General features: G+C 42.8%; 17 protein-coding genes and 2 tRNA genes. 2 read left to right on the top strand and 17 right to left on the bottom strand.

Going from position 1 to position 18,531, the window contains the following annotated elements:
* Positions 1-1,052 precede the first annotated feature (1,052 nt).
* The 12 genes from ACZ48L_RS09090 to ACZ48L_RS09035 form a co-directional block, all read right to left on the bottom strand.
* Positions 1,053-2,570 carry a glycoside hydrolase family 10-like protein gene (locus tag ACZ48L_RS09090; protein ID WP_008823074.1) on the bottom strand — a complete coding sequence of 506 codons (1,518 nt, stop codon included), beginning with the start codon at positions 2,568-2,570 and terminating at the stop codon, positions 1,053-1,055.
* Positions 2,571-2,617: 47 nt separating this feature from the next.
* The gene (locus ACZ48L_RS09085) at positions 2,618-3,043 is read right to left on the bottom strand and encodes a hypothetical protein (protein ID WP_044113774.1); all 426 of its coding nucleotides are present in this window, start codon (positions 3,041-3,043) and stop codon (positions 2,618-2,620) included.
* A gap of 31 nt (positions 3,044-3,074) precedes the next feature.
* Entirely contained in the window at positions 3,075-3,476 is a 402-nt protein-coding gene (locus ACZ48L_RS09080) for a hypothetical protein (protein WP_025790846.1), read from the bottom strand.
* A 69-nt stretch (positions 3,477-3,545) separates the two neighbouring features.
* Positions 3,546-4,094, bottom strand: a complete 549-nt coding sequence (locus tag ACZ48L_RS09075) for an RNA polymerase sigma factor (protein ID WP_025790847.1) — start codon at positions 4,092-4,094, stop codon at positions 3,546-3,548.
* Positions 4,095-4,135: 41 nt separating this feature from the next.
* Positions 4,136-4,447, bottom strand: coding sequence for a hypothetical protein (locus tag ACZ48L_RS09070; RefSeq protein WP_025790848.1), 312 nt, complete (start codon positions 4,445-4,447; stop codon positions 4,136-4,138).
* 867 nt (positions 4,448-5,314) lie between these two features.
* Positions 5,315-5,388 (bottom strand) — tRNA-Asp (locus tag ACZ48L_RS09065).
* A 22-nt stretch (positions 5,389-5,410) separates the two neighbouring features.
* Positions 5,411-5,484 (bottom strand) — tRNA-Asp (locus ACZ48L_RS09060).
* A gap of 79 nt (positions 5,485-5,563) precedes the next feature.
* Complete coding sequence (locus ACZ48L_RS09055; RefSeq protein ID WP_025790850.1) at positions 5,564-6,091, bottom strand: GNAT family N-acetyltransferase; 528 nt, start codon at positions 6,089-6,091, stop codon at positions 5,564-5,566.
* A complete protein-coding gene (locus tag ACZ48L_RS09050) occupies positions 6,084-7,292 on the bottom strand; it encodes a glycosyltransferase family 2 protein (protein ID WP_025790852.1) in 1,209 nt (402 codons plus the stop codon). The genes ACZ48L_RS09055 and ACZ48L_RS09050 overlap by 8 nt, the downstream gene beginning before the upstream one ends.
* Positions 7,293-7,574: 282 nt before the next feature.
* Positions 7,575-8,081: a hypothetical protein gene (locus tag ACZ48L_RS09045; RefSeq protein ID WP_025790853.1), complete on the bottom strand. Its 507-nt coding sequence runs from the start codon at positions 8,079-8,081 to the stop codon at positions 7,575-7,577.
* Positions 8,082-8,086: 5 nt separating this feature from the next.
* On the bottom strand, positions 8,087-8,695 hold the full coding sequence (gene recR, locus ACZ48L_RS09040; protein WP_025790855.1) for a recombination mediator RecR: 609 nt from the start codon (positions 8,693-8,695) through the stop codon (positions 8,087-8,089).
* A gap of 47 nt (positions 8,696-8,742) precedes the next feature.
* Complete coding sequence (locus tag ACZ48L_RS09035; RefSeq protein WP_025790856.1) at positions 8,743-9,237, bottom strand: membrane protein; 495 nt, start codon at positions 9,235-9,237, stop codon at positions 8,743-8,745.
* 155 nt (positions 9,238-9,392) lie between these two features.
* Between ACZ48L_RS09035 and ACZ48L_RS09030 the strand changes: the two genes are divergently transcribed.
* A complete protein-coding gene (locus ACZ48L_RS09030) occupies positions 9,393-11,081 on the top strand; it encodes a glycoside hydrolase family 10-like protein (RefSeq protein ID WP_025790857.1) in 1,689 nt (562 codons plus the stop codon).
* Positions 11,082-11,432: 351 nt separating this feature from the next.
* Here the strand turns inward: ACZ48L_RS09030 and ACZ48L_RS09025 are convergent, their stop codons facing one another.
* From ACZ48L_RS09025 to ACZ48L_RS09005, 5 genes are all read right to left on the bottom strand, one after another.
* The gene (locus ACZ48L_RS09025; protein WP_025790859.1) at positions 11,433-12,518 is read right to left on the bottom strand and encodes an ABC transporter permease; all 1,086 of its coding nucleotides are present in this window, start codon (positions 12,516-12,518) and stop codon (positions 11,433-11,435) included.
* 6 nt (positions 12,519-12,524) lie between these two features.
* Positions 12,525-13,583, bottom strand: a complete 1,059-nt coding sequence (locus ACZ48L_RS09020; protein WP_025790861.1) for an ABC transporter permease — start codon at positions 13,581-13,583, stop codon at positions 12,525-12,527.
* A gap of 75 nt (positions 13,584-13,658) precedes the next feature.
* The gene (locus ACZ48L_RS09015; RefSeq protein WP_025790863.1) at positions 13,659-15,125 is read right to left on the bottom strand and encodes an ATP-binding cassette domain-containing protein; all 1,467 of its coding nucleotides are present in this window, start codon (positions 15,123-15,125) and stop codon (positions 13,659-13,661) included.
* Positions 15,126-15,140: 15 nt separating this feature from the next.
* Positions 15,141-16,157: an HlyD family secretion protein gene (locus ACZ48L_RS09010; protein ID WP_025790865.1), complete on the bottom strand. Its 1,017-nt coding sequence runs from the start codon at positions 16,155-16,157 to the stop codon at positions 15,141-15,143.
* Between the two features lie 18 nt (positions 16,158-16,175).
* Positions 16,176-17,447 carry a TolC family protein gene (locus tag ACZ48L_RS09005; RefSeq protein WP_025790866.1) on the bottom strand — a complete coding sequence of 424 codons (1,272 nt, stop codon included), beginning with the start codon at positions 17,445-17,447 and terminating at the stop codon, positions 16,176-16,178.
* A gap of 184 nt (positions 17,448-17,631) precedes the next feature.
* On the opposite strand from ACZ48L_RS09005, the gene ACZ48L_RS09000 reads away from it, so the two are divergent.
* Positions 17,632-18,501, top strand: coding sequence for a helix-turn-helix domain-containing protein (locus ACZ48L_RS09000; protein ID WP_025790867.1), 870 nt, complete (start codon positions 17,632-17,634; stop codon positions 18,499-18,501).
* Positions 18,502-18,531 lie beyond the last annotated feature (30 nt).

Below are 18,531 nucleotides of genomic sequence, written 5' to 3'. Positions count from 1 at the left end.
GATTTCATAAACACTTCCGTTTGATTTCTGGATAACTGTATATCACCTTTATAAATGCCATGCTCTTAGTTCTAAAATATTTCCTTTTGATTTCATAAACACTTCCGTTTGATTTCTGGATAACTGTATATCACCTTTATAAATGCCATGTTCTTAGTTCCTAAAATACTTCCTTTTAATTTTAGAAACACTCTCGTTTATTCCCTGAGCCACTTGAGATTATTCTCAGAATTACTTTCTATTGATTTAAGAAATACCATGATTTAAATTGTAAAACTACTGTTATTTGTTTCTGAAACACCACATATTTATTTTGGAAACACCACATATTTATTCTGGATACACCGCAAATTAATTTTAGAAACACCACAAATTCATTTTAGAAACACCACAAATTCATTTTGTAAACACTGCAAATTTATTTTAGAAGCACCACAAATTAATTTTAGAAACACTACAAATTAATTTTAGAAACACTGCAAATTAATTTTGAAAACACCGCAAATTCATTTTAGAAACACTGCAAATTAATTTTAGAAACACTGCAAATTAATTTTAGAAACACCGCAAATTAATTTTGGAAACACCGCAAATTAATTTTAGAAACGCTGCAAATTAATTTTGGAAATACGTAGGAATAGTTTCAGAACAACTGATAACAGCCTCCCGGACGATTGCTTTTTATTTATCATAAATTCCTTATTTGCACACCAAAAAAGCACCTATCGACTTGCAATACATCAATGTTTTATAATAGGAATTATGATAAATAAGAATCTTAAAGAGGGTGTTTTGAGGTTGAAACGGATGTGAGTTGAATTATATAAGTATGTCTTCAGAAATAGAAAAGGATGTCTTCAGAAATAGAAAAGGATTCTGCTTAAACTGGATAAGGATGTTTTTTGAAGTATATAAGATTTTAGTTTGAAAAGGAAATGGATATGGTTTGAAATAAAAATGGACGTGAATTGAGGTGGAAAAGAATTCTGTTTAAGATGGATAAGGAGATGTTTTGAAGCGTATAAGAGCAATGAAAAAGAAAAAGGTGGAGCTTAAAGCTTCACCTTTTTCTTCTTTCCTGTACTCTCATTGCTCATTCTGTCTAATGCAGTAACAACAAAAACGTACTTTGTTTCACCGTCTTTGTAATCGAGTTTCAGTCTGTTGTCATACGGAATACCAATGATTTTGGCTGGATTATCCGTATCTATATCTTCACCTTTTTCGAACTTATAGACTACATAACGATGTGCTTCGTCATCCCAATGTTTTGCTTTTGGGGCTTTCCATGTGAGATAATACCCATCAGGTTCCCACTTTGCTTTCACCTTTTTAGGCTTTGATGGTGCCTTATCATCAATGAATGGCATCAAAGGTTGCAGTGCTGGATAACGCCAATAGTCTGTTCTGAGTAGCGTTCCATAGTTTCCTGGATTGTCAACTACAGCCTTTGCGTACCAAAGAACAGTGCCACTGATGTTCGGAGACTGCTGATGTAGTTTGCGTTTGGCAGGAAGTTGATGTGAATTAGGGTTCTGTGGATCAGCGTATTTCACTGTTCTCAACACGTCTTCTCCTATGTAAAGCGGTCTGTTTGATGCACTTTTGTTCCACCAACCAATAAGTTCTTTATAGTCAGCTGCCCTGTTTCCAATCTCCCAATATAGCTGAGGTACACAGTAATCTACCCATCCGTTGTTCACCCACTTCAGTACATCAGCATAGAGATCATCGTAGTTCTGCAAGCCATTAGTCCTACTTCCGTTCCTTGGGTCACTCTTTTGATTGCGATAAATGCCGAAAGGTGAAACGCCAAACTTCACCCATGGCTTCACTTTATGTATGGATTCGCCCAGCTGTTTGATGAAAACATCAACGTTATCACGGCGCCAGTCTCTTATATTTGTGAACCCTCTGCCATACTGTTGGAACTCTTTTTGATCGGGAATGGCAAGTCCTGCGACGGGATAAGGATAGAAATAATCGTCTATATGCAGCCCATCTATGTCGTAACGGCTCACAATATCGTTCACAACCTGGCAGATATAATCACGATTTTCGGGCAAACCGGGATTTAATATGTACTGTCCGTCATAAGAAAAGACACGCTCTGGATGTGTAACAGCAATATGATTAGATGCTAACTGAGTGGTATTCTTCGTCTTAGCACGGTACGGATTGATCCATGCATGCAGCTCCATTCCACGTTTATGGCACTCATCTACCATCCATTGCAGTGGGTCCCAATAAGGTGAAGGGGCTACTCCTTGCCTACCAGTAAGGAACTTACTCCATGGTTCCAGCTTACTTTGATAGAGTGCATCACACTCTGGTCGCACCTGAAAGATGATGGCATTGACCCCATCTTTCTGTAGTTCATCCAGCTGATAAGCCAGTGTGCGTTGCATTTCACGTGTTCCCATTCCTTGGAACTGCCCGTTTACGCACTGAATCCACGCTCCTCTGAACTCACGTTTCCTTGGTTTGCTTTTGCCATTTGCCACATTGCTGACTCCTGTAAATAGTAATGTTACAAGCAAAAGTCTCAAGATGAAATGATAATGTCTCATGTACTTGGTCTGTATAACTTATTGTTTTTTCTCGTAATAATGTTCTTTTATTGGTCTTTTCCTGCCATTCGGCGGAACGTAAGACGATGAAAACGACGTTCAGCCTTCAATACTTGGCTCAGTTTGATGGCTGATATGACGCGAAGCATGCGTGCATGATAAGCCTTTTCGGTCTCTTTCAGTTGTATTTCTAATTGGTCTGCCTTTGTAATCAGCCCACGTGCCTGTGCTTCATTCGTTGGTTTCGTGTGATGAATAGCGCGCAACTGGTCAAAGCTTGTGCGTTGTTTCTCAAGCATTTCATCATAGATAGGGAACAGACGGGCTGCTTCCTGTGTAGAAAGTCCGGCTTCTCTCATGACGTATTGATGCAGTTCGGTTATAAATCTCTTTGGGTCGAACTTCCCTTGTGCCATTGCTGATGTTGTGCAAAGCACTGCTATCAGCATCAAAATGATCTTTTTATATTTCATATCTTTGGTAATCTAAGTGTTCTGAAGGGTGTTATTGGTCGGCAACATAGGCATACATATCGTCTTCATCCATCATTATATAATCTGCTGCTTCATCGAAACTGTCGGATGAAGTGGCTTTACTGAGCGACTCCCCTACTCCTTTTTCCGGTGCATCAGCTGCACTTTTCTGATTCGATGTATAATCAGCAAACGACCAGAAAGCAATCATGACAATACCGATCATGGCTGCTGCGATTGCCAACGGACGCACCCGACGAATGAGAACAAAGTGCGATTTCTTTGTTTTTAGCGTATTATCTGGAGTCTTGACTGGCTCTTCCACAGGGATATTAGCCATGATCTGCGATGACAAATCAGAGAAATAATGATCCGGAACAGTGAAAGGTCGCTTGTTTCCGTAGGTTGAATGTAAATGATGTTCTACTTCCATAAGAGCTATTCTTTGATATCTATTAGACCGAAAAGGTGCTTAAAGGTTTAAACAATACGAAGGATTTTATTACTCATGTTGCTTAACATAGTCGGTAATCTTCTGTACTGCAATGTGATAAGAGGCTTTCAGTGCTCCTTCACTTGTTCCTAACACCTCACTCATCTCGGAATATTTCATCTCATCATAGTACCGAAGCGTGAATACTGTACGCTGAACTTCGGGCAGAGTGGCTATCGCTTCCTGCAGAATAGCCTGACTTCTGTCGCCGTCAAAGTACTCATCTGCAAGCAAACGATTGGCAACAGACAAGTCGGCATCAGCACTTGCGAGTGCCAATGTCTTCTTATGACGGAGGAAATCAAGTGCTTCGTTGATGGCAATACGGTAAAGCCACGTGGAGAATTTCGACTTTCCTTGGAAGGAATCCAAGCTTTTCCAAGCCTTGAGGAATGTGTTTTGCAAGACATCATCACTGTCATCATGTGACAGAACGATACTACGAATCTTCCAATACAGCGCTTTACTGTATTGGTCAACAATCATTGGAAATATCTTTTGTCGTCCTTCAGGACTCGCTGACAAGCGAATCACTTCCGACTCATCGAAGTGAGGCACGATAATGGATAACTGTTTTTAGTGGTCAAGAGGCTATACTCCTAACAAATAGAAATCTTACGAACAAGCTTGCCCACCTTAATAATATAGCATCCTCGTGGCATGCTGAGTGTGTAACGTTTGTCACTGCCATCCACTTTGACTGCCAATACGCGGACACCAGTCACGTTATAGACGAATAACATTTCGTTCTCTGCACCTGTAACATGCAGCACATTGCCCGTAACAGAGATGTTTATCGACTGGAAATCCTGGTCGATTAAGTCGACAGATGTGCTCGCCTGGATAGTAGTTGCACTGCCCAGCAGGAGGATTAACGTAAAAATAATATGCGTGAGTATCTTTTTCATCATAGACAATACTTTTAGATTGTTGCTACAAAGATAGTAATTTTTGGAGTACCTATGGTTGATATGATACCATTCCCTGCCCTATTTTAGCATTAATTAACCCGTTTCGTACAATTTAAAATAGTTTTTTCAAATAAAGGAATACATCATTATAATGTGTATACAAAAACATTTAGGAACGAAGACAGTACATGGGAGTGCAAGATAAGTGCACATTGGGGATGTGAAAGGGCGTCACCGGCATACTATACTCTGGAACGATTACGATTGAAAGGAAGATGGGTTGGAGGGTATTAGTTGGTTACTCTATTACCGATAGGAAATCATCTTCTGTAAAGTTTATTCACTATTACAAAACAGAAGACGCCCTTTTGCATTGTAAAAGGGCATGTTTTACACTTCAAAAGGGCATCTTTTACCATGCAAAAGGGCGTCTTTTACAACGCAAAAGGGCATCTTTTACAATGCGTTTTGTAATCATCAGATACTCTGTTAGTTACAAACCCACTAACAGGACGTTTTCATTCAAAAAACAAAAGAATAGAGAAAGAAATATGTAAGACTATTTCATACACAGTAATAGCCCCTACTTGGAACGCTAATAAATTACATCCTATGTTGCAATACCCCCTACTTGGAATGCTAATAGATTACATCATACGTTGCAATAGTCCCGCTTGGAACGCTAATAGATTACATCATACGTTGCAATAATTCCTACTTGGAACGCTAATAAATTACATCCTACGCTGCAATAGTTCCTACTTGTGGTTCTAATAGTTTACACTGTACGTTGCAATAGTCTGTATTGGGGATTCTAATAAAGTACAGAAAACAAAAAAGACCTTAGCACTTTGCTAAGGTCTTCTGCGGTGTGTACGAGACTCGAACTCGTGACCTCCTGCGTGACAGGCAGGCATTCTAACCAACTGAACTAACACACCATGCTCTACGGGGAGGCTTCAGCGGTGCGTACGAGACTCGAACTCGTGACCTCCTGCGTGACAGGCAGGCATTCTAACCAACTGAACTAACGCACCAAAGACTATGAATTTAGTACCTCATTCCCGTTTTGCGAGTGCAAAGATAGCAATAAAAAACTATTCCACCAAAATATATTTACTGTTTTTCAATAAAAAATTGCAAAACGATAGCATCATGATAGGAACCGTCACAGTATAGCCAATCGTGCAAAATGCTATCTCCTGCGAAGCCAAGGGATGTCAAACACTGATAGCATACCTTGTTCTCTACGTCTACAATGGCGTATATCTGACTCAGTTGCAGCATGTTGTGTGCATAGGATATGAGCTTCGTGATCGCTGCATGGGCATATCCCCGTCTGCGAAACTTATCCATAATGATGATTCCAAGCTCTGCCCGATGATGTTTAGGGTCGAAGTTTACGAGGTCGATAACGCCTACCACTACCCCATTCTCATTCTCTATCATCAGTCGAACCTGCCCATCTACATAGATATCGTTCTTTGCATCAGCTATGTAATTATGCAAAGCGTAACGGCTGTAAGGTACGTTTGACGTACTGATATTCCACATGCTATTATCATTTTCCACGTGGTAGAGCACGTCAAGATCCTCGGGTTCCATTGCCCTTAATGTCACTTCAGGCCTTTTGTCTTTATCCATTACCTTCTATTATTTCGTTTGTTGTGATGATAACATTCGGTTTTTTATGATAGAATCCTATGTGGATATTCGCCATAGGATGCGCTGAGAACTTGTCGAATATCTCTTGATAGGTGAACATTTCGGTATCAAAAACAATGCATATCTGCTTGTTTGCATCATCATTTTGCCCCACGATGTCAGCTTCTTTATGCCAAAGACTCTCCTTATCTCCTGTGTAATACTCAGCAGAAAGGCCTTTCTCCATAGCAATATGCCTACATTGATCTGTCATTTCCTGCCCACCAAGGAACACATAGTGGGGAAATGATGTCGTATAGAAGCTATTAAAGCCAAGATATTTGCGTATAGAATAACATAATGTACGCACTAATGAGCAAGAAGCTTTGATGAAAATGGCTGTTTTAATGGGTAATCTGAGTAGTAAACTCATCCCTCCGTAGTGTTTACGGAAGAAGATAAACATTGCATCATAGAACACATGAACATATCGGAAACTTGATTTCTGTGTGCTTTCTCCTTTGTAATGCAGGATTCGAGTGGGTAGATACCAGTTCTCATAGTTACCTTTTAACAGTCGATAGCTTAGGTCTATGTCCTCACCATACATGAAAAAGTCCTCATCAAGTAGTCCTATACGGTCTAATGCAGCCTTGCGAAGGAAGCAATATGCACCACTTATGACTTCAATCTGTCCCGGTTTATCCCATGATAGTCCCCCCATATAATAATGTGCAAGCCTTTTGCTGGTTGGGAAACGCTTGCAAAGTCCCGTCATTTTATAGAAAGCTGTCAATGGAGAGGGCAATCCTCGTCGGCTTTCTAAGGCTTTTTCACCACAGTCATTGAGCATCTGAACACCGTGACCACCCGCCTTTGGATGGCTATCCATGAAGGAAATGGAAGTCATGATGACGTCTTCTCCCACCACAGTGTCGGGGTTTAGCAGAAGGACATACTCCCCTTTACACTGTTGAATGGCTAAGTTGTTGGCGCGTGCAAAGCCCAAATTATGTGAACTGGCTATGAAATGTGTATCTGGGAAACGCTCCTTCAGGTAGCTGACGGAGCCATCATGCGAGTGATTATCTACTACAAAAACCTCTGCATCAATGTCTTTTAAAGCTTTATACAGACTCTCAAGACATTGCTCAAGGTAGTATTTTACGTTATAACTGACAATGATAACACTTAATTTCATTCGCTTTGGTTCACTGATTTATTTCCTTTGGTCTTCTGGTTCATCCACTTTTGCCCACAGATTTATAACCTTTGGTCTAGAGATTTATCTTCTTAGGGTCATTGATTTATAAACTTTTGTCCACTGATGTATAATCTTTGGTTTACAGGTTTATCTTCTTAGGATCACTAATTCATAACCTTTGGTCTCCAGAAATATCCTTTTAGGACTTCTGATTTATAACCTTTGCTCTGCAGATATATCCACTTTTGTCAACAGATTTATAATCATCTGCCCACAGATTTATCCTCTTTGGTCTACTGATTTATTCCTTTTGTCTTCTGGTTTATCCACAGAGTCATTTGCTTCATTGGTCAAATGGCATTCATGTTCACAACGTTTCTTTGTCGGAAAGACGAAGAATAAACTCAAAGCGAGTATGATTGCAAGGTAATAAAACCCCGCAACGTCGCCGAAAGCATAATAAAAGAACACGTTAAGTACCATTGGTAGGCACAACATCATCATCCTTACGCTGCCCCAGAAGCATAACTGACGGTCTACATGGCTCTCATCAGCCTGCAGAGAGTCGGCTACATAGCGAATCTTAAAGAGGAAAAGTGCCAGCGGAATGGCGATAAGTGTTGTTAATTGCATGCAGAATTGCAACAGAACTAACAACTGACTGTTATCTTCAGTAGCCCAGAATCCGGGTAATAACAGCCCTGTTTCATAACTTCCAACGAGCAATAACGCCAGACAACAGGACGCTATGAGTTCCGTAAGGAGTATCTTTCTTGTTTTATCCATGAGTATTAAGCATCAAAAGGGGTACGGTTCAGAATACTTCTGCCCAACGTTACCTCGTCTGTATATTCCAATTCGTCACCAACAGATATACCTCTTGCTATCACAGAGAGCTTCACTTGCTTGTCTTTTAGCTTACGTGAGATATAGAAATTGGTGGTATCTCCTTCCATAGTACTGGCAAGTGCCAGGATAATCTCTTTCACTTCACCCTCCTCAACACGCTTAACAAGCGACTCAATCTCAAGATCATTCGGTCCAATTCCGTCCATTGGAGAGATGATTCCACCCAAAACGTGGTACAAACCATGGAACTGTTGTGTGTTTTCTATCGCCATTACGTCTTGAATATTCTCCACTACACACACCACAGAGGCGTCTCTGCGCGGATCGGAGCAGATGGAACAGACGTCAGTATCAGAGATATTGTGGCATACCTTACAATATTTCACGTCATGTTTCACCCTCGTTATGGCATCAGCAAAGCTGTCTACATCCTCCGTTGATTGGCGAAGAAGATGCAGAACCAGGCGTAAAGCGGTCTTACGCCCTACGCCTGGCAACTGTGAAAACGACTCAACAGCTCGCTCTAAGAGCTGAGATGGATATTGTTGCATCTATGTTTTACGTGGTTACAAGTGAAGAAAGAGCTATCCTTTCTTTATCAATCATCAAAGAGATAAACACCAACACCAAGCTTAAAGCCCACTGTTGAATATCTAGAACTCTTGAAAGATTGATCGTAATAGATAGCTGGTTCAATCGTAACGGAGCGATTCAGGAAGAAAGCATAGCCCACTTCAAGACCCGGCATCATGTCATTGTAACTGTGATTGGCATGCAAAAACTTCACACCAGCACCAAGATACAAGCCATTCTGTGTGATGTAATATCTTCCACCAGCACCAATAGAGATGTGATCGGCAACTGCCTCTGAACCATTATGTACTGCGCTGACATTGCCAAGTATCATAAGATTATCCCAAGGGAAGAAACCGGCCTTTGCTTCTAAGCCGACATTTAAGCCGTCTTGAGCATTGTAATGCAGGTCAAGTCCTGTCAGAGAGGCACCAATATAGCCTTTACCTTCTTGAAACTGAGCTGATGCACAAATGCTTACCATCATTGTTGCAACGAGCAACAGACACTTCTTAATCATAAATACTTTTCGTTAAGTGAATACTTTGATTGACAAATCACACCATTTAGGTTATGTCAATAAATCTTAGACAAAGGTAAACAGAATATTTGGATTAAAGAAATAAATGACTATCTTTGTAACTTATTTCAACGGATAATAGGATATTAAAAGATATGAAGAAATCGTTTTTTCTGGCACTTTGTTGTGTTTTCGTCTGTACAATACAAGCACAAACAATACTTAGCGACTACTTGACGCAGCCAATCCCTAAGCGTGAGACACGTGCGGTATGGCTTACTACATTGGCAAACTTGGACTGGCCGAAGACATATGCAACCTCTCCGGAAACCATTGAACAGCAGAAGAAGGAGCTGACGGATATCCTTGACAGTTATCAAAAGGCAAATATAAACACTGTTTTACTACAGGCACGTGTGCGAGCTGCCACTATTTACCCTTCAGACATCGAACCTTGGGATCGTTGTATTACTGGTGTGGAAGGTAAAGCACCAGGCTTTGGCTATGACCCGTTGGCTTTTGCCATTGCAGAATGCCATAAAAGGGGAATGGAACTGCATGCATGGATTGCCACAATACCTGTCGGTGCAAAGAGTTCATTGGGTTGTCAGACTCTGACTAGAAAGGGTTTCCGTATCAGAAACTTCTCTACTGGATCTTATCTCGACCCTTCTGACCCACGTGTTCCTGACTATCTGGCAAATATCTGTGCGGAGATTGTAAGGAAGTATGACGTTGATGGTATCAACTTAGACTATATCCGATATCCTGATGGATGGCCTCGTCCAACGTATCAGGACGGTGACACACCTGATGACAGACGCTATAATATCACACAGATTGTACGTGCCATACACGACCAAGTGAAGGCTTTGAAACCCTGGGTGAAGATGTCTTGTTCTCCAATCGGTAAGTATTCTGACCTCAGTAGGTACAGTTCGAAGAACTTCAATGCGCGTGACCGTGTTGCACAGGAGGCACAGGAGTGGTTGCGTACAGGACTGATGGACCAGCTTTATCCTATGCAGTACTTCCGTGGAGAGAACTATTACCCGTTCATTGCAGACTGGATGGAGAATAATTATGACCGGGAAATCGTCACGGGGCTGGGTACTTACTTCCTTGATCCACGTGAGGGTAACTGGCGATTAGACGATATTACCCGACAAATGTATGTCAGTAGGGCTATCGGAATGGGACATGCTCACTTCCGTTCATGGTTCCTTACTTCCAACAAACAGGGTGTTTACGATTTTGAAAAGCAGTTTAATGCCACGCTTGCTCTGCCACAAGTGACGAAAGGAAGCAAATCTGTAGCAGCTCCAATGCCTGCTTCTGCTGCTTCATTCGTACAGCATCGGGATGACAACAGTGTGACAATTAGTTGGAAAGGGGTCTCACCTTATTATAATATATATGCGAGCAGGACGTATCCTGTAGACATTAAGAACCCTCACAACCTGCTTTTCGCTCGTTACAGTGGTACTTTCCTACAGTTCAGAAATGCCAATCCTTCTCTTCATTACGCTGTTACGGCAATGAACAGATATGGTATGGAGAGTGCAGCACTGCAAGAACAGAACGTACAAGCTGCTTCTTTGCCTTCTTCACTGTTGCAGAATGACGGTAACACACTGCTGTTACCTGCCAAAGCAAAGCTGGCTGACTTTGATCATTATGAACTGCTCGACGTGCAGGGAAGAACCATACGCAGTGTCAATAGCCGACTTGTAAGACAGAATCAGCTTAATATTGCAGCACTTCCAGACGGTATGTATCAACTCAAAGGGTATACAAAGAAGAAGGCACATCACGCTTTGGGCTACTTCCTTATCCGTAGATAGAGACAGTGTTGACGGTATTTCGGATGTAACGAAATAACCTTACAAAAAAAGGAAAGGCTATGAACGCTGATTTAGAAGAAAACCGTTTAAAACCAGCTTTGTAACCCATAGAGAATCAAATAGTTACAAACAGGCTTCTAAAAGACGCCCTTTTGCATTGCAAAAGGGCGTCTTTTACATGGCAAAAGGGCATGTTTTACACTGCAAAAGGGCACCTTTTACACCTCAAAAGGGCGTCTTTTAAAAATCAATAGGGAAATGTTTTTACATTGAAGGGGCTTTGACCGTCATTTAAGGGATCAAGCATTGATGTCGTTATCCATAAAGAAAACAGTATTCCCCCACCCCTTTTTATTTATTCTTCTTATAGCTGATGACAGCCCAAACACCCATTGTCAGTCCTATTACAGACAGTGCAAGGAGCTGATGACCAATACTGTTCAGACCGCCACCACGGATGAATACGGTTCGCATTGCATCTATAAAGTAACTCATCGGGTTGACGTATGTAGACAGATAAGCCACCGGTGGCATGGAACGCGTTGGTGTGAAGAGTCCTGAAAGCAGCATGAGTATCATCACGAAGAACCACATCACGAAGATAGCTTGCTGCATAGTGTCAGAGTAATTGGACACTATTAATCCAAAAGAAGAGAAGAACAGTGCCAACAACATGGCTAACAGATAGATAAAAGCTACGTTACCAACGGGTGTTATACCGTAAATGAGCCACGAAAGGAGTAGACATACCGTGATAACAAAGAAGGCTATAAGCCAATAAGGGATGAGTTTAGCCAGGATAAAAGTCCATTTGCTCACGGGAGTAACGTTGATTTGCTCAATAGTCCCAGCCTCTTTCTCCCCCACAATGTTCAGTGTTGGCAAGTAACCGGTCAGCAACATCATCACAATAGCAAAGAGTGCAGGTATCATGAAGAGCTTGAAATTCAAGTGACGGTTGTACAGATAGAGTGTTGAAGCTTGCTTCTGCAGGGCTGCAACAGCAGGTTGAGCATGGGCAGTAACCACCTGTGAGAGATAGATGGAGCCCAAAGCACCTTTCGTTCCATTGACAGCATTGGCTGCAATCAATACCTGTGGCATCCGTCCAAGCGTACGGTCACGACTGTAATTCTGTGGGATGACCAGAATGATATCAGCCTTTGAGTGTTCAATATCCTCAAGTGCTGCCTGATAAGTGGGCTGCTGTCCGTGGAAAATAAAGTATCTGTTGGCTTCTATCTCATGTACCAATCGATGTGACTCCGTTGACCTATCGTTGTCTACAACATCCACAACAATGTTCTTCACCTCCATGTTCATCACCCAAGGCATTACACACATCACCATGATTGGGAACATGATGATGAGGCGGGGGATGAACGAATTGTGACGAATCTGTATGAATTCCTTCTGTAAAAGATATTTGAGTGTCATGCGTTTCTATTCTAATCGTTTCTTAAACATTGCCAGTGAGAGGGACAGCAGGACGATGAGCATACCTGCAAGAATGAGTGTTTCGTTGAGTACCTGTTCAATGCCTACACCCATAATCATAAGCTTTCGCATGGCTATGATGTAGTAACGGGTGGGGATAACGGCTGACACATACTGCAGAATCTGTGGCATTGACTCCACTGGGAAGACCATTCCTGAGAGCATAATGATGGGCATGAGCAACACCATTGCCGACATCAGGAGTGCCACGAGTTGTGTCTTTGCAATGTTGGAGATAAGCAATCCCAACGAGAGTGCAAGGAGAATATAGAGTGTTGAGATACTGAATATCCAGAACAAGGAGCCTTGCACGGGGACACCGAATAGGAAAACTGACATTAGAAGGATGATTATCAGGATGAGAAATGCCAGTATTAAGTAAGGAATCACCTTGGCAATGATGATCATCAGGGGCTGAGTTGGTGAGACAAGGAGCACCTCCATCGTTCCTTTTTCCTTCTCTCTGACAATGGAAATAGAGGTCATCATGGCACAGATAAGCATCAACAGCATGCCCATGATGGCTGGAACGAAGTTGTAAGTCGACTTCATCTGTGGGTTATAGAGCAGTTTCGTGTTGGTAACTCCGCCCTTTGGGTTCGTAATCACCGCATTGGCGTAGGTCGACCACTGCTGTGCCATGTTCGGATCGGCACCATCTACAATGAATTGCAAGCCCGTCCTACGACTCGCAAAGTCGTGTGGAAAGACGATAGCCATGTCTGCTTGCTGGTTCTGGATAGCCTTTTCAGCCTCTGAAGGAGTGGCAACCATCTTGCTGATGGTGAAGTATTCCGATGCACCCAAACGGTCGACAACCTCTTGTGTGGCGTAGTCGGCATTGCTCATGACGATGATGGTCCGCACATTTCGTACATCATTCGTGATGGCAAAGCCAAAGAGTAACATCATGGCAGTGGGCATACCGAAGAGCATTAGCATGGTTCGCTTATCGCGAATGATGTGCTTTGCCTCCTTAATGACAAATGAAATAAACTGCTTCATTGTATGTTTGGCGTTATGAACAGGTGTCTGCAAGGGACAGTCTGTTCATCTTTTTTGTTACATTATCTATACTTTTCAGTCGGAACTGCGCACCGCCTGGCGCGCCAGATAGGTGAAGACGTGGTCCATATCGGGCTGCTTCAACTTGCGTTTCAGCTCATCAGGCGTTCCCAAAGCTTTTATTTTACCATCCACCATGATGGATATTCGGTCGCAATACTCCGCTTCGTCCATGTAATGCGTGGTGACAAAAACCGTTATTCCACGCTCTGCAGCATCGTAAATCAGTTCCCAGAACTGTCGGCGAGTGGCTGGATCAACACCTCCAGTAGGCTCATCGAGGAACACAATGCCTGGGTTATGGAAGATACTTACAGAGAAAGCCAGCTTCTGTTTCCATCCTAATGGCAGCTCAGATACCAAGCTGTTGCGGTGTTCAGAGAACTTCAGACGCTGCAGAAGGTCGTCTGTCTTGTGCCGAATGTCATCATCCTGCATACCATAAATGCCTGCAAAGAGGCGTATATTCTCTGCTACTGTGAGGTCTTCGTACAATGAAAACTTCTGACTCATGTATCCAATGTGCTGCTTTATCTGCTCATATTGGGTGCGAATGTCGAACCCTACCACCCTTCCCGTCCCACTTGTGGGTTGGTTAAGACCCGTAAGCATGTGCATAGCAGTGGTCTTTCCGGCTCCGTTAGCACCGAGAAAGCCGAATATTTCACCCTTCTTTACCGTGAAAGAGATGTCGTCTACAGCATGAAAACTGCCGAAAGCTTTGACCAGATGTTCCACTTCGATGACGTTTTCAGTCTCTTTTTCCGTGTCATCTCTCTGCTTATGCTCTATAGGAGGTGGATTAAAGATATCCTTAAAGGTGTCAAGAATAGCGTCGGGAGTACCTACTCCTTTCAAGATACCATCTGAAAGAAAGCCCACACGTTCGCATTTCTGCACCTCATCGATATAGGGTGTTGAGGCTATAATGGTGATGTTACGCTCCTTCAAGTGGGCTAATATCTCCCAAAACTCCTTACGACTGACGGGGTCGACACCTGTTGTTGGTTCGTCAAGGAACAACACTTGAGGCTTATGAACAAGTGCACAACAGAGTGCGAGCTTCTGTTTCATTCCGCCAGAGAGTGCTCCTGCCCTTCTGGTTTTGAACCTTTCAATCTGTGAATAGATGGCTTTTATGGAGTCATAGTTCTCCTCTACGGTCGTATTAAACAGTGTTGCGAAGAACTTAAGGTTCTCTTCTACCGTCAGATCTTGGTAGAGTGAGAACCTACCGGGCATGTATCCAACACGCTTGCGCACCTCTTTCATACCGCTTACCACGTCATATCCGCACACGGAAGCACTACCTTCATTGGGCAGAAGCAGAGAACAGAGGATGCGATACATCGACGTTTTCCCTGCACCATCAGGTCCGATGAGTCCGAAAATCTCACCTTCCCCCACAGAGAAGCTGACATTCTGCAAGGCTTTTACCTTACCATAGTGTTTCGATATGTTGTTTACCTCTATTGCATTCATCGTCATGTGCACCGTTTAGAACTTTACTTCACCATACATTCCAATCTTAATATAACCGTCATTGATGAACTTTACCTTGATAGCATAGACCAGATCGGCACGTTCATCATCGGTAACAATGGTCTTAGGGGTGAACTCTGACTGGTTTGATATCCATGTTATGACACCCGAATAACGCTTTTTCTCACCCTTACCATAGTCTGCCATGACCGTAACATGCTGTCCTATCCTGACGTTTTTCAGCTGTTCAGAGGTGACATATGCCCTTATAAACATCGTTTTTGTGTCTGCAATCTTGAACAAAGGCTTGCCAATCGCAACGAATTCTCCCTGCTCTGCATACTTCTCCAACACTGTTCCGGTGATCGGACTCTTCACAAACGTGTGTGAAATCTGGTCATCTATCTGTGCCTGTTGGCTCCGAACACCAGCCTGTTGGGCGTTTATTCCAGCCTGTTGGGAGCTGATTCCCTCTATCTGAGCAGCTATTCCTTTGTTCTGATCAGCCAATGCTGCGTTCTGACTGGCTATCTGTTCTTCTGTAGCAGTAAGTTGTTTGCGTAGCACTTCTATCTGATATTCAATGTCATCTACCTGCTTTCGGGGTACAGCACCATCACTTAACAGCTCTGAAAAACGTTGATGTTCACGCTGAAGGTTGACTATTTGCTGGTGAAGGGCAGCCACTTGCTTCCGTAAGTCAAGCTGTTTGCTTGTCGTTGCCTGCTTGTTTGCGTTTAATTGACGCTTGTTTGCATCCAACTGACCGTGCGTTGCTGCCAGTTGTTCATTGCTTGTAGAGAGCTGTTCACGCTTGAGTACCAACTGACGGGAGTCTATCTGTCCCACGGAAAGCCCACCTTTGAGCACTTGTCCTTCACTGACATTAAAGTGAAGAAGCTGCCCTGACAATTCTGCCGACACTGTTACCTCCGTTGCTTCGAACGTTCCTGTAGCGTCATAGTCCTTCTTATCACCCCCACAGGATGCCATTATAAGGGCAAAACCAGCCAATAAAACTATCTTTTTCATATCTGTTGCTTGTTGTTTTTATTCGTTATTGGTGTATTTAAGATTGTACATCTCCTTGAGCATGTCTATCTCATGGATGGCTTGTTGCGCCTTTGCAGCATTCTCGTTGTTGATTTCTCTGAGCAAACTATTGACATCAATGATGCCATGTGCCAACTTTGACTCTGCAGCCTTGCGTACATTGGTGCGTAAAGTGATGATTTCTTCATCTGCTTGTACCATCTTCTGATACCGATCAACGTCCTCTGTGTGTTGTATCTCGTCTAATCTGCTGTTGAAAAGGAATACTTCACGGGCGTTCTCTGCCATCTTTCGTTCCATATTCAGCCGTTCTCTGTCATTCTTATGGGTATAGAATGCTGACAAATCCCATGACATCTTGATGCCTACAATGCCATTAAGTGTCCACTTACGGTCCATCATGTCTTCGAAGATATTGTATCCCGGATAGCCGTAATAGCCCTGTGCAAAGAGTCCTAACTTCGGCATTAACCGTGCGTTTAATGCTTTTTCCTTTGCTTCAACAAGCTTTATCTGACTGTCGAACATGCTTAGTTCGGGACGATTGTTGGTCGTTGTGCTTACTTCAGCAGGCTTTGGCTTCTGCAAATGGTTCACTTCCATACCACAGAACACACTCAACAGACGTTGTAACATCTGTTGTTGGGCTTTCAAACTACTGTTCTGCTGCTCTGCAGCAAGGCGTTCTGCCATGACATTTTCATAGTCACTTGTGGCTGCCGTGCCCCCTTTCACCATGGCAGCAAGCTTCTTTTCGCTTGAGAGCAACAGTGCTTTGACATCGTCATTGAGCCGAATCTGCTCGTTGAGGAGCAACAATGAGAAGTACATCTCATTGACACGCTGCCGCAGTTGATACTGATTTACGTCGTTCTGAGCCTCCTGCAGCTTGCCTTCTTGGCGTGCGATACGTTTCTGACTACTGATAACTCCACCGTCATAGAGCGTCTGTTGAACGTCAATGCCCACTTTGTACTGATCTTTCTTCAGTCCTTTCATGTCCAATCCCATGCGTTGGTAAACGCTTTTTATGCTCTCTGGCCATGCAGCAACGGCATTCTGATAGGTGGCTTGTGCTGAAGCCGTTATCCGAGGCAGCCATTCTTTCTGCAAATTGCTAACCGTCAGCTCCGTAGTTCGCCCTATAAGGTCGTACCGTTTGATAACTGGATAGTTCTTTTCTGCAGCCTGTTGACACTCCTCCAGCGTTTGTGCATGGGCTGAAACAGCAAGGATTATAATGATAAATGTCAGGATTCTTTTTCCCATCTTTTATATATTAATGTCTGATATGTATCTGTTTCTTTTGTGCAAAGGTAATGTTATAATTATGTTATGTGCTTATCCGATACACAGAACGAATTGTCTTATTGTACGATTCTCGTAAAAATGAACTTGAAATATAAGAGAATAATGTTATATTTGCAATCGAATCATACAAAAAGGAAAGCCAATGGACAAGGTGAAGACAATCAATCTGCTGTCATTAGACCGTCTGAATCTGGAGGAACAAGCATCAAAGCAGGATTACTTCCGCATGAGTGATGACGCAATTGTCATTATTAATGGCGATATTCATAAGGCTCAGCTCTTCAATAAAGAGGAGATCTATCAGTTAATGGAGCCTCGTTTCCTTCTGGCGATGCAGGGTTGGGGCGATGTTTGTATCAATCTGCAGAACTATCACATAGAGAAAGGAAACATAATCATCACTGGTCCCGACACAATCATTGAGGTAAATGAAATTTCTGACGATGCTCGGATAGCTGGAATAGTGTTCCGTGAGAGCATTGAAGTACCAGAAGAGATTGTACTGAAGACTTCTCCGACAGAAAGTACATGGGTACTTCGACTGATATACCTGCTCTGGGATGTCATCCAACTTAAGCCTTATCGCTGTAAAACAGTGCAGAACCTTCTGCAGACTGTGATCTCTGGCGTTCAGGAGATAAAGGGTGCGGAGGACGATACCATCCAAAGTGGAGGACTGACACGTGCCGAAGAGCTTTTTATTCGGTTCAAACGACTCGTTCATCAGCACTGTAAGGCGCAACGGTCTATACCTTTCTATGCTGGCGAACTCCATGTCACGCCACATCATCTGTCGGCATTGATTAAGAAAATAAGCAACCAAAGTGTGATGTATTGGATCAATCGGGCTACGATTCAGGAAGCAAAAATCCTGCTGAAGACCAACGAACTGATGGCGTATGAGGTGGCTGACCGACTCAATTTCCCCACTGCTTCTGCCTTCTCTAAGTTCTTTAAGCGTGAGACGGGTATTACTCCGCGCATGTATCAAGAGCATTTAAGAAATGATTAAGACATCATTTATTAAACAACTGATATACAG

It is taken from the genome of Prevotella histicola, from assembly GCF_055385135.1.
The sequence above is the reverse complement of the archived record's forward strand: the minus strand, read 5'-3'. Positions and strand labels throughout refer to the sequence as shown.

Bases quoted from the DNA above. Each gene is read 5' to 3' on its own strand.
- ACZ48L_RS09090 (WP_008823074.1), bottom strand. From the start codon at position 2,570: ATGAGACATTATCATTTCATCTTGAGACTTTTGCTTGTAACATTACTA.
- ACZ48L_RS09085 (WP_044113774.1), bottom strand. From the start codon at position 3,043: ATGAAATATAAAAAGATCATTTTGATGCTGATAGCAGTGCTTTGCACA.
- ACZ48L_RS09080 (WP_025790846.1), bottom strand. From the start codon at position 3,476: ATGGAAGTAGAACATCATTTACATTCAACCTACGGAAACAAGCGACCT.
- ACZ48L_RS09070 (WP_025790848.1), bottom strand. From the start codon at position 4,447: ATGATGAAAAAGATACTCACGCATATTATTTTTACGTTAATCCTCCTG.
- ACZ48L_RS09055 (WP_025790850.1), bottom strand. From the start codon at position 6,091: ATGGATAAAGACAAAAGGCCTGAAGTGACATTAAGGGCAATGGAACCC.
- ACZ48L_RS09050 (WP_025790852.1), bottom strand. From the start codon at position 7,292: ATGAAATTAAGTGTTATCATTGTCAGTTATAACGTAAAATACTACCTT.
- ACZ48L_RS09045 (WP_025790853.1), bottom strand. From the start codon at position 8,081: ATGGATAAAACAAGAAAGATACTCCTTACGGAACTCATAGCGTCCTGT.
- recR (WP_025790855.1), bottom strand. From the start codon at position 8,695: ATGCAACAATATCCATCTCAGCTCTTAGAGCGAGCTGTTGAGTCGTTT.
- ACZ48L_RS09035 (WP_025790856.1), bottom strand. From the start codon at position 9,237: ATGATTAAGAAGTGTCTGTTGCTCGTTGCAACAATGATGGTAAGCATT.
- ACZ48L_RS09030 (WP_025790857.1), top strand. From the start codon at position 9,393: ATGAAGAAATCGTTTTTTCTGGCACTTTGTTGTGTTTTCGTCTGTACA.
- ACZ48L_RS09025 (WP_025790859.1), bottom strand. From the start codon at position 12,518: ATGACACTCAAATATCTTTTACAGAAGGAATTCATACAGATTCGTCAC.
- ACZ48L_RS09020 (WP_025790861.1), bottom strand. From the start codon at position 13,583: ATGAAGCAGTTTATTTCATTTGTCATTAAGGAGGCAAAGCACATCATT.
- ACZ48L_RS09015 (WP_025790863.1), bottom strand. From the start codon at position 15,125: ATGAATGCAATAGAGGTAAACAACATATCGAAACACTATGGTAAGGTA.
- ACZ48L_RS09010 (WP_025790865.1), bottom strand. From the start codon at position 16,157: ATGAAAAAGATAGTTTTATTGGCTGGTTTTGCCCTTATAATGGCATCC.
- ACZ48L_RS09005 (WP_025790866.1), bottom strand. From the start codon at position 17,447: ATGGGAAAAAGAATCCTGACATTTATCATTATAATCCTTGCTGTTTCA.
- ACZ48L_RS09000 (WP_025790867.1), top strand. From the start codon at position 17,632: ATGGACAAGGTGAAGACAATCAATCTGCTGTCATTAGACCGTCTGAAT.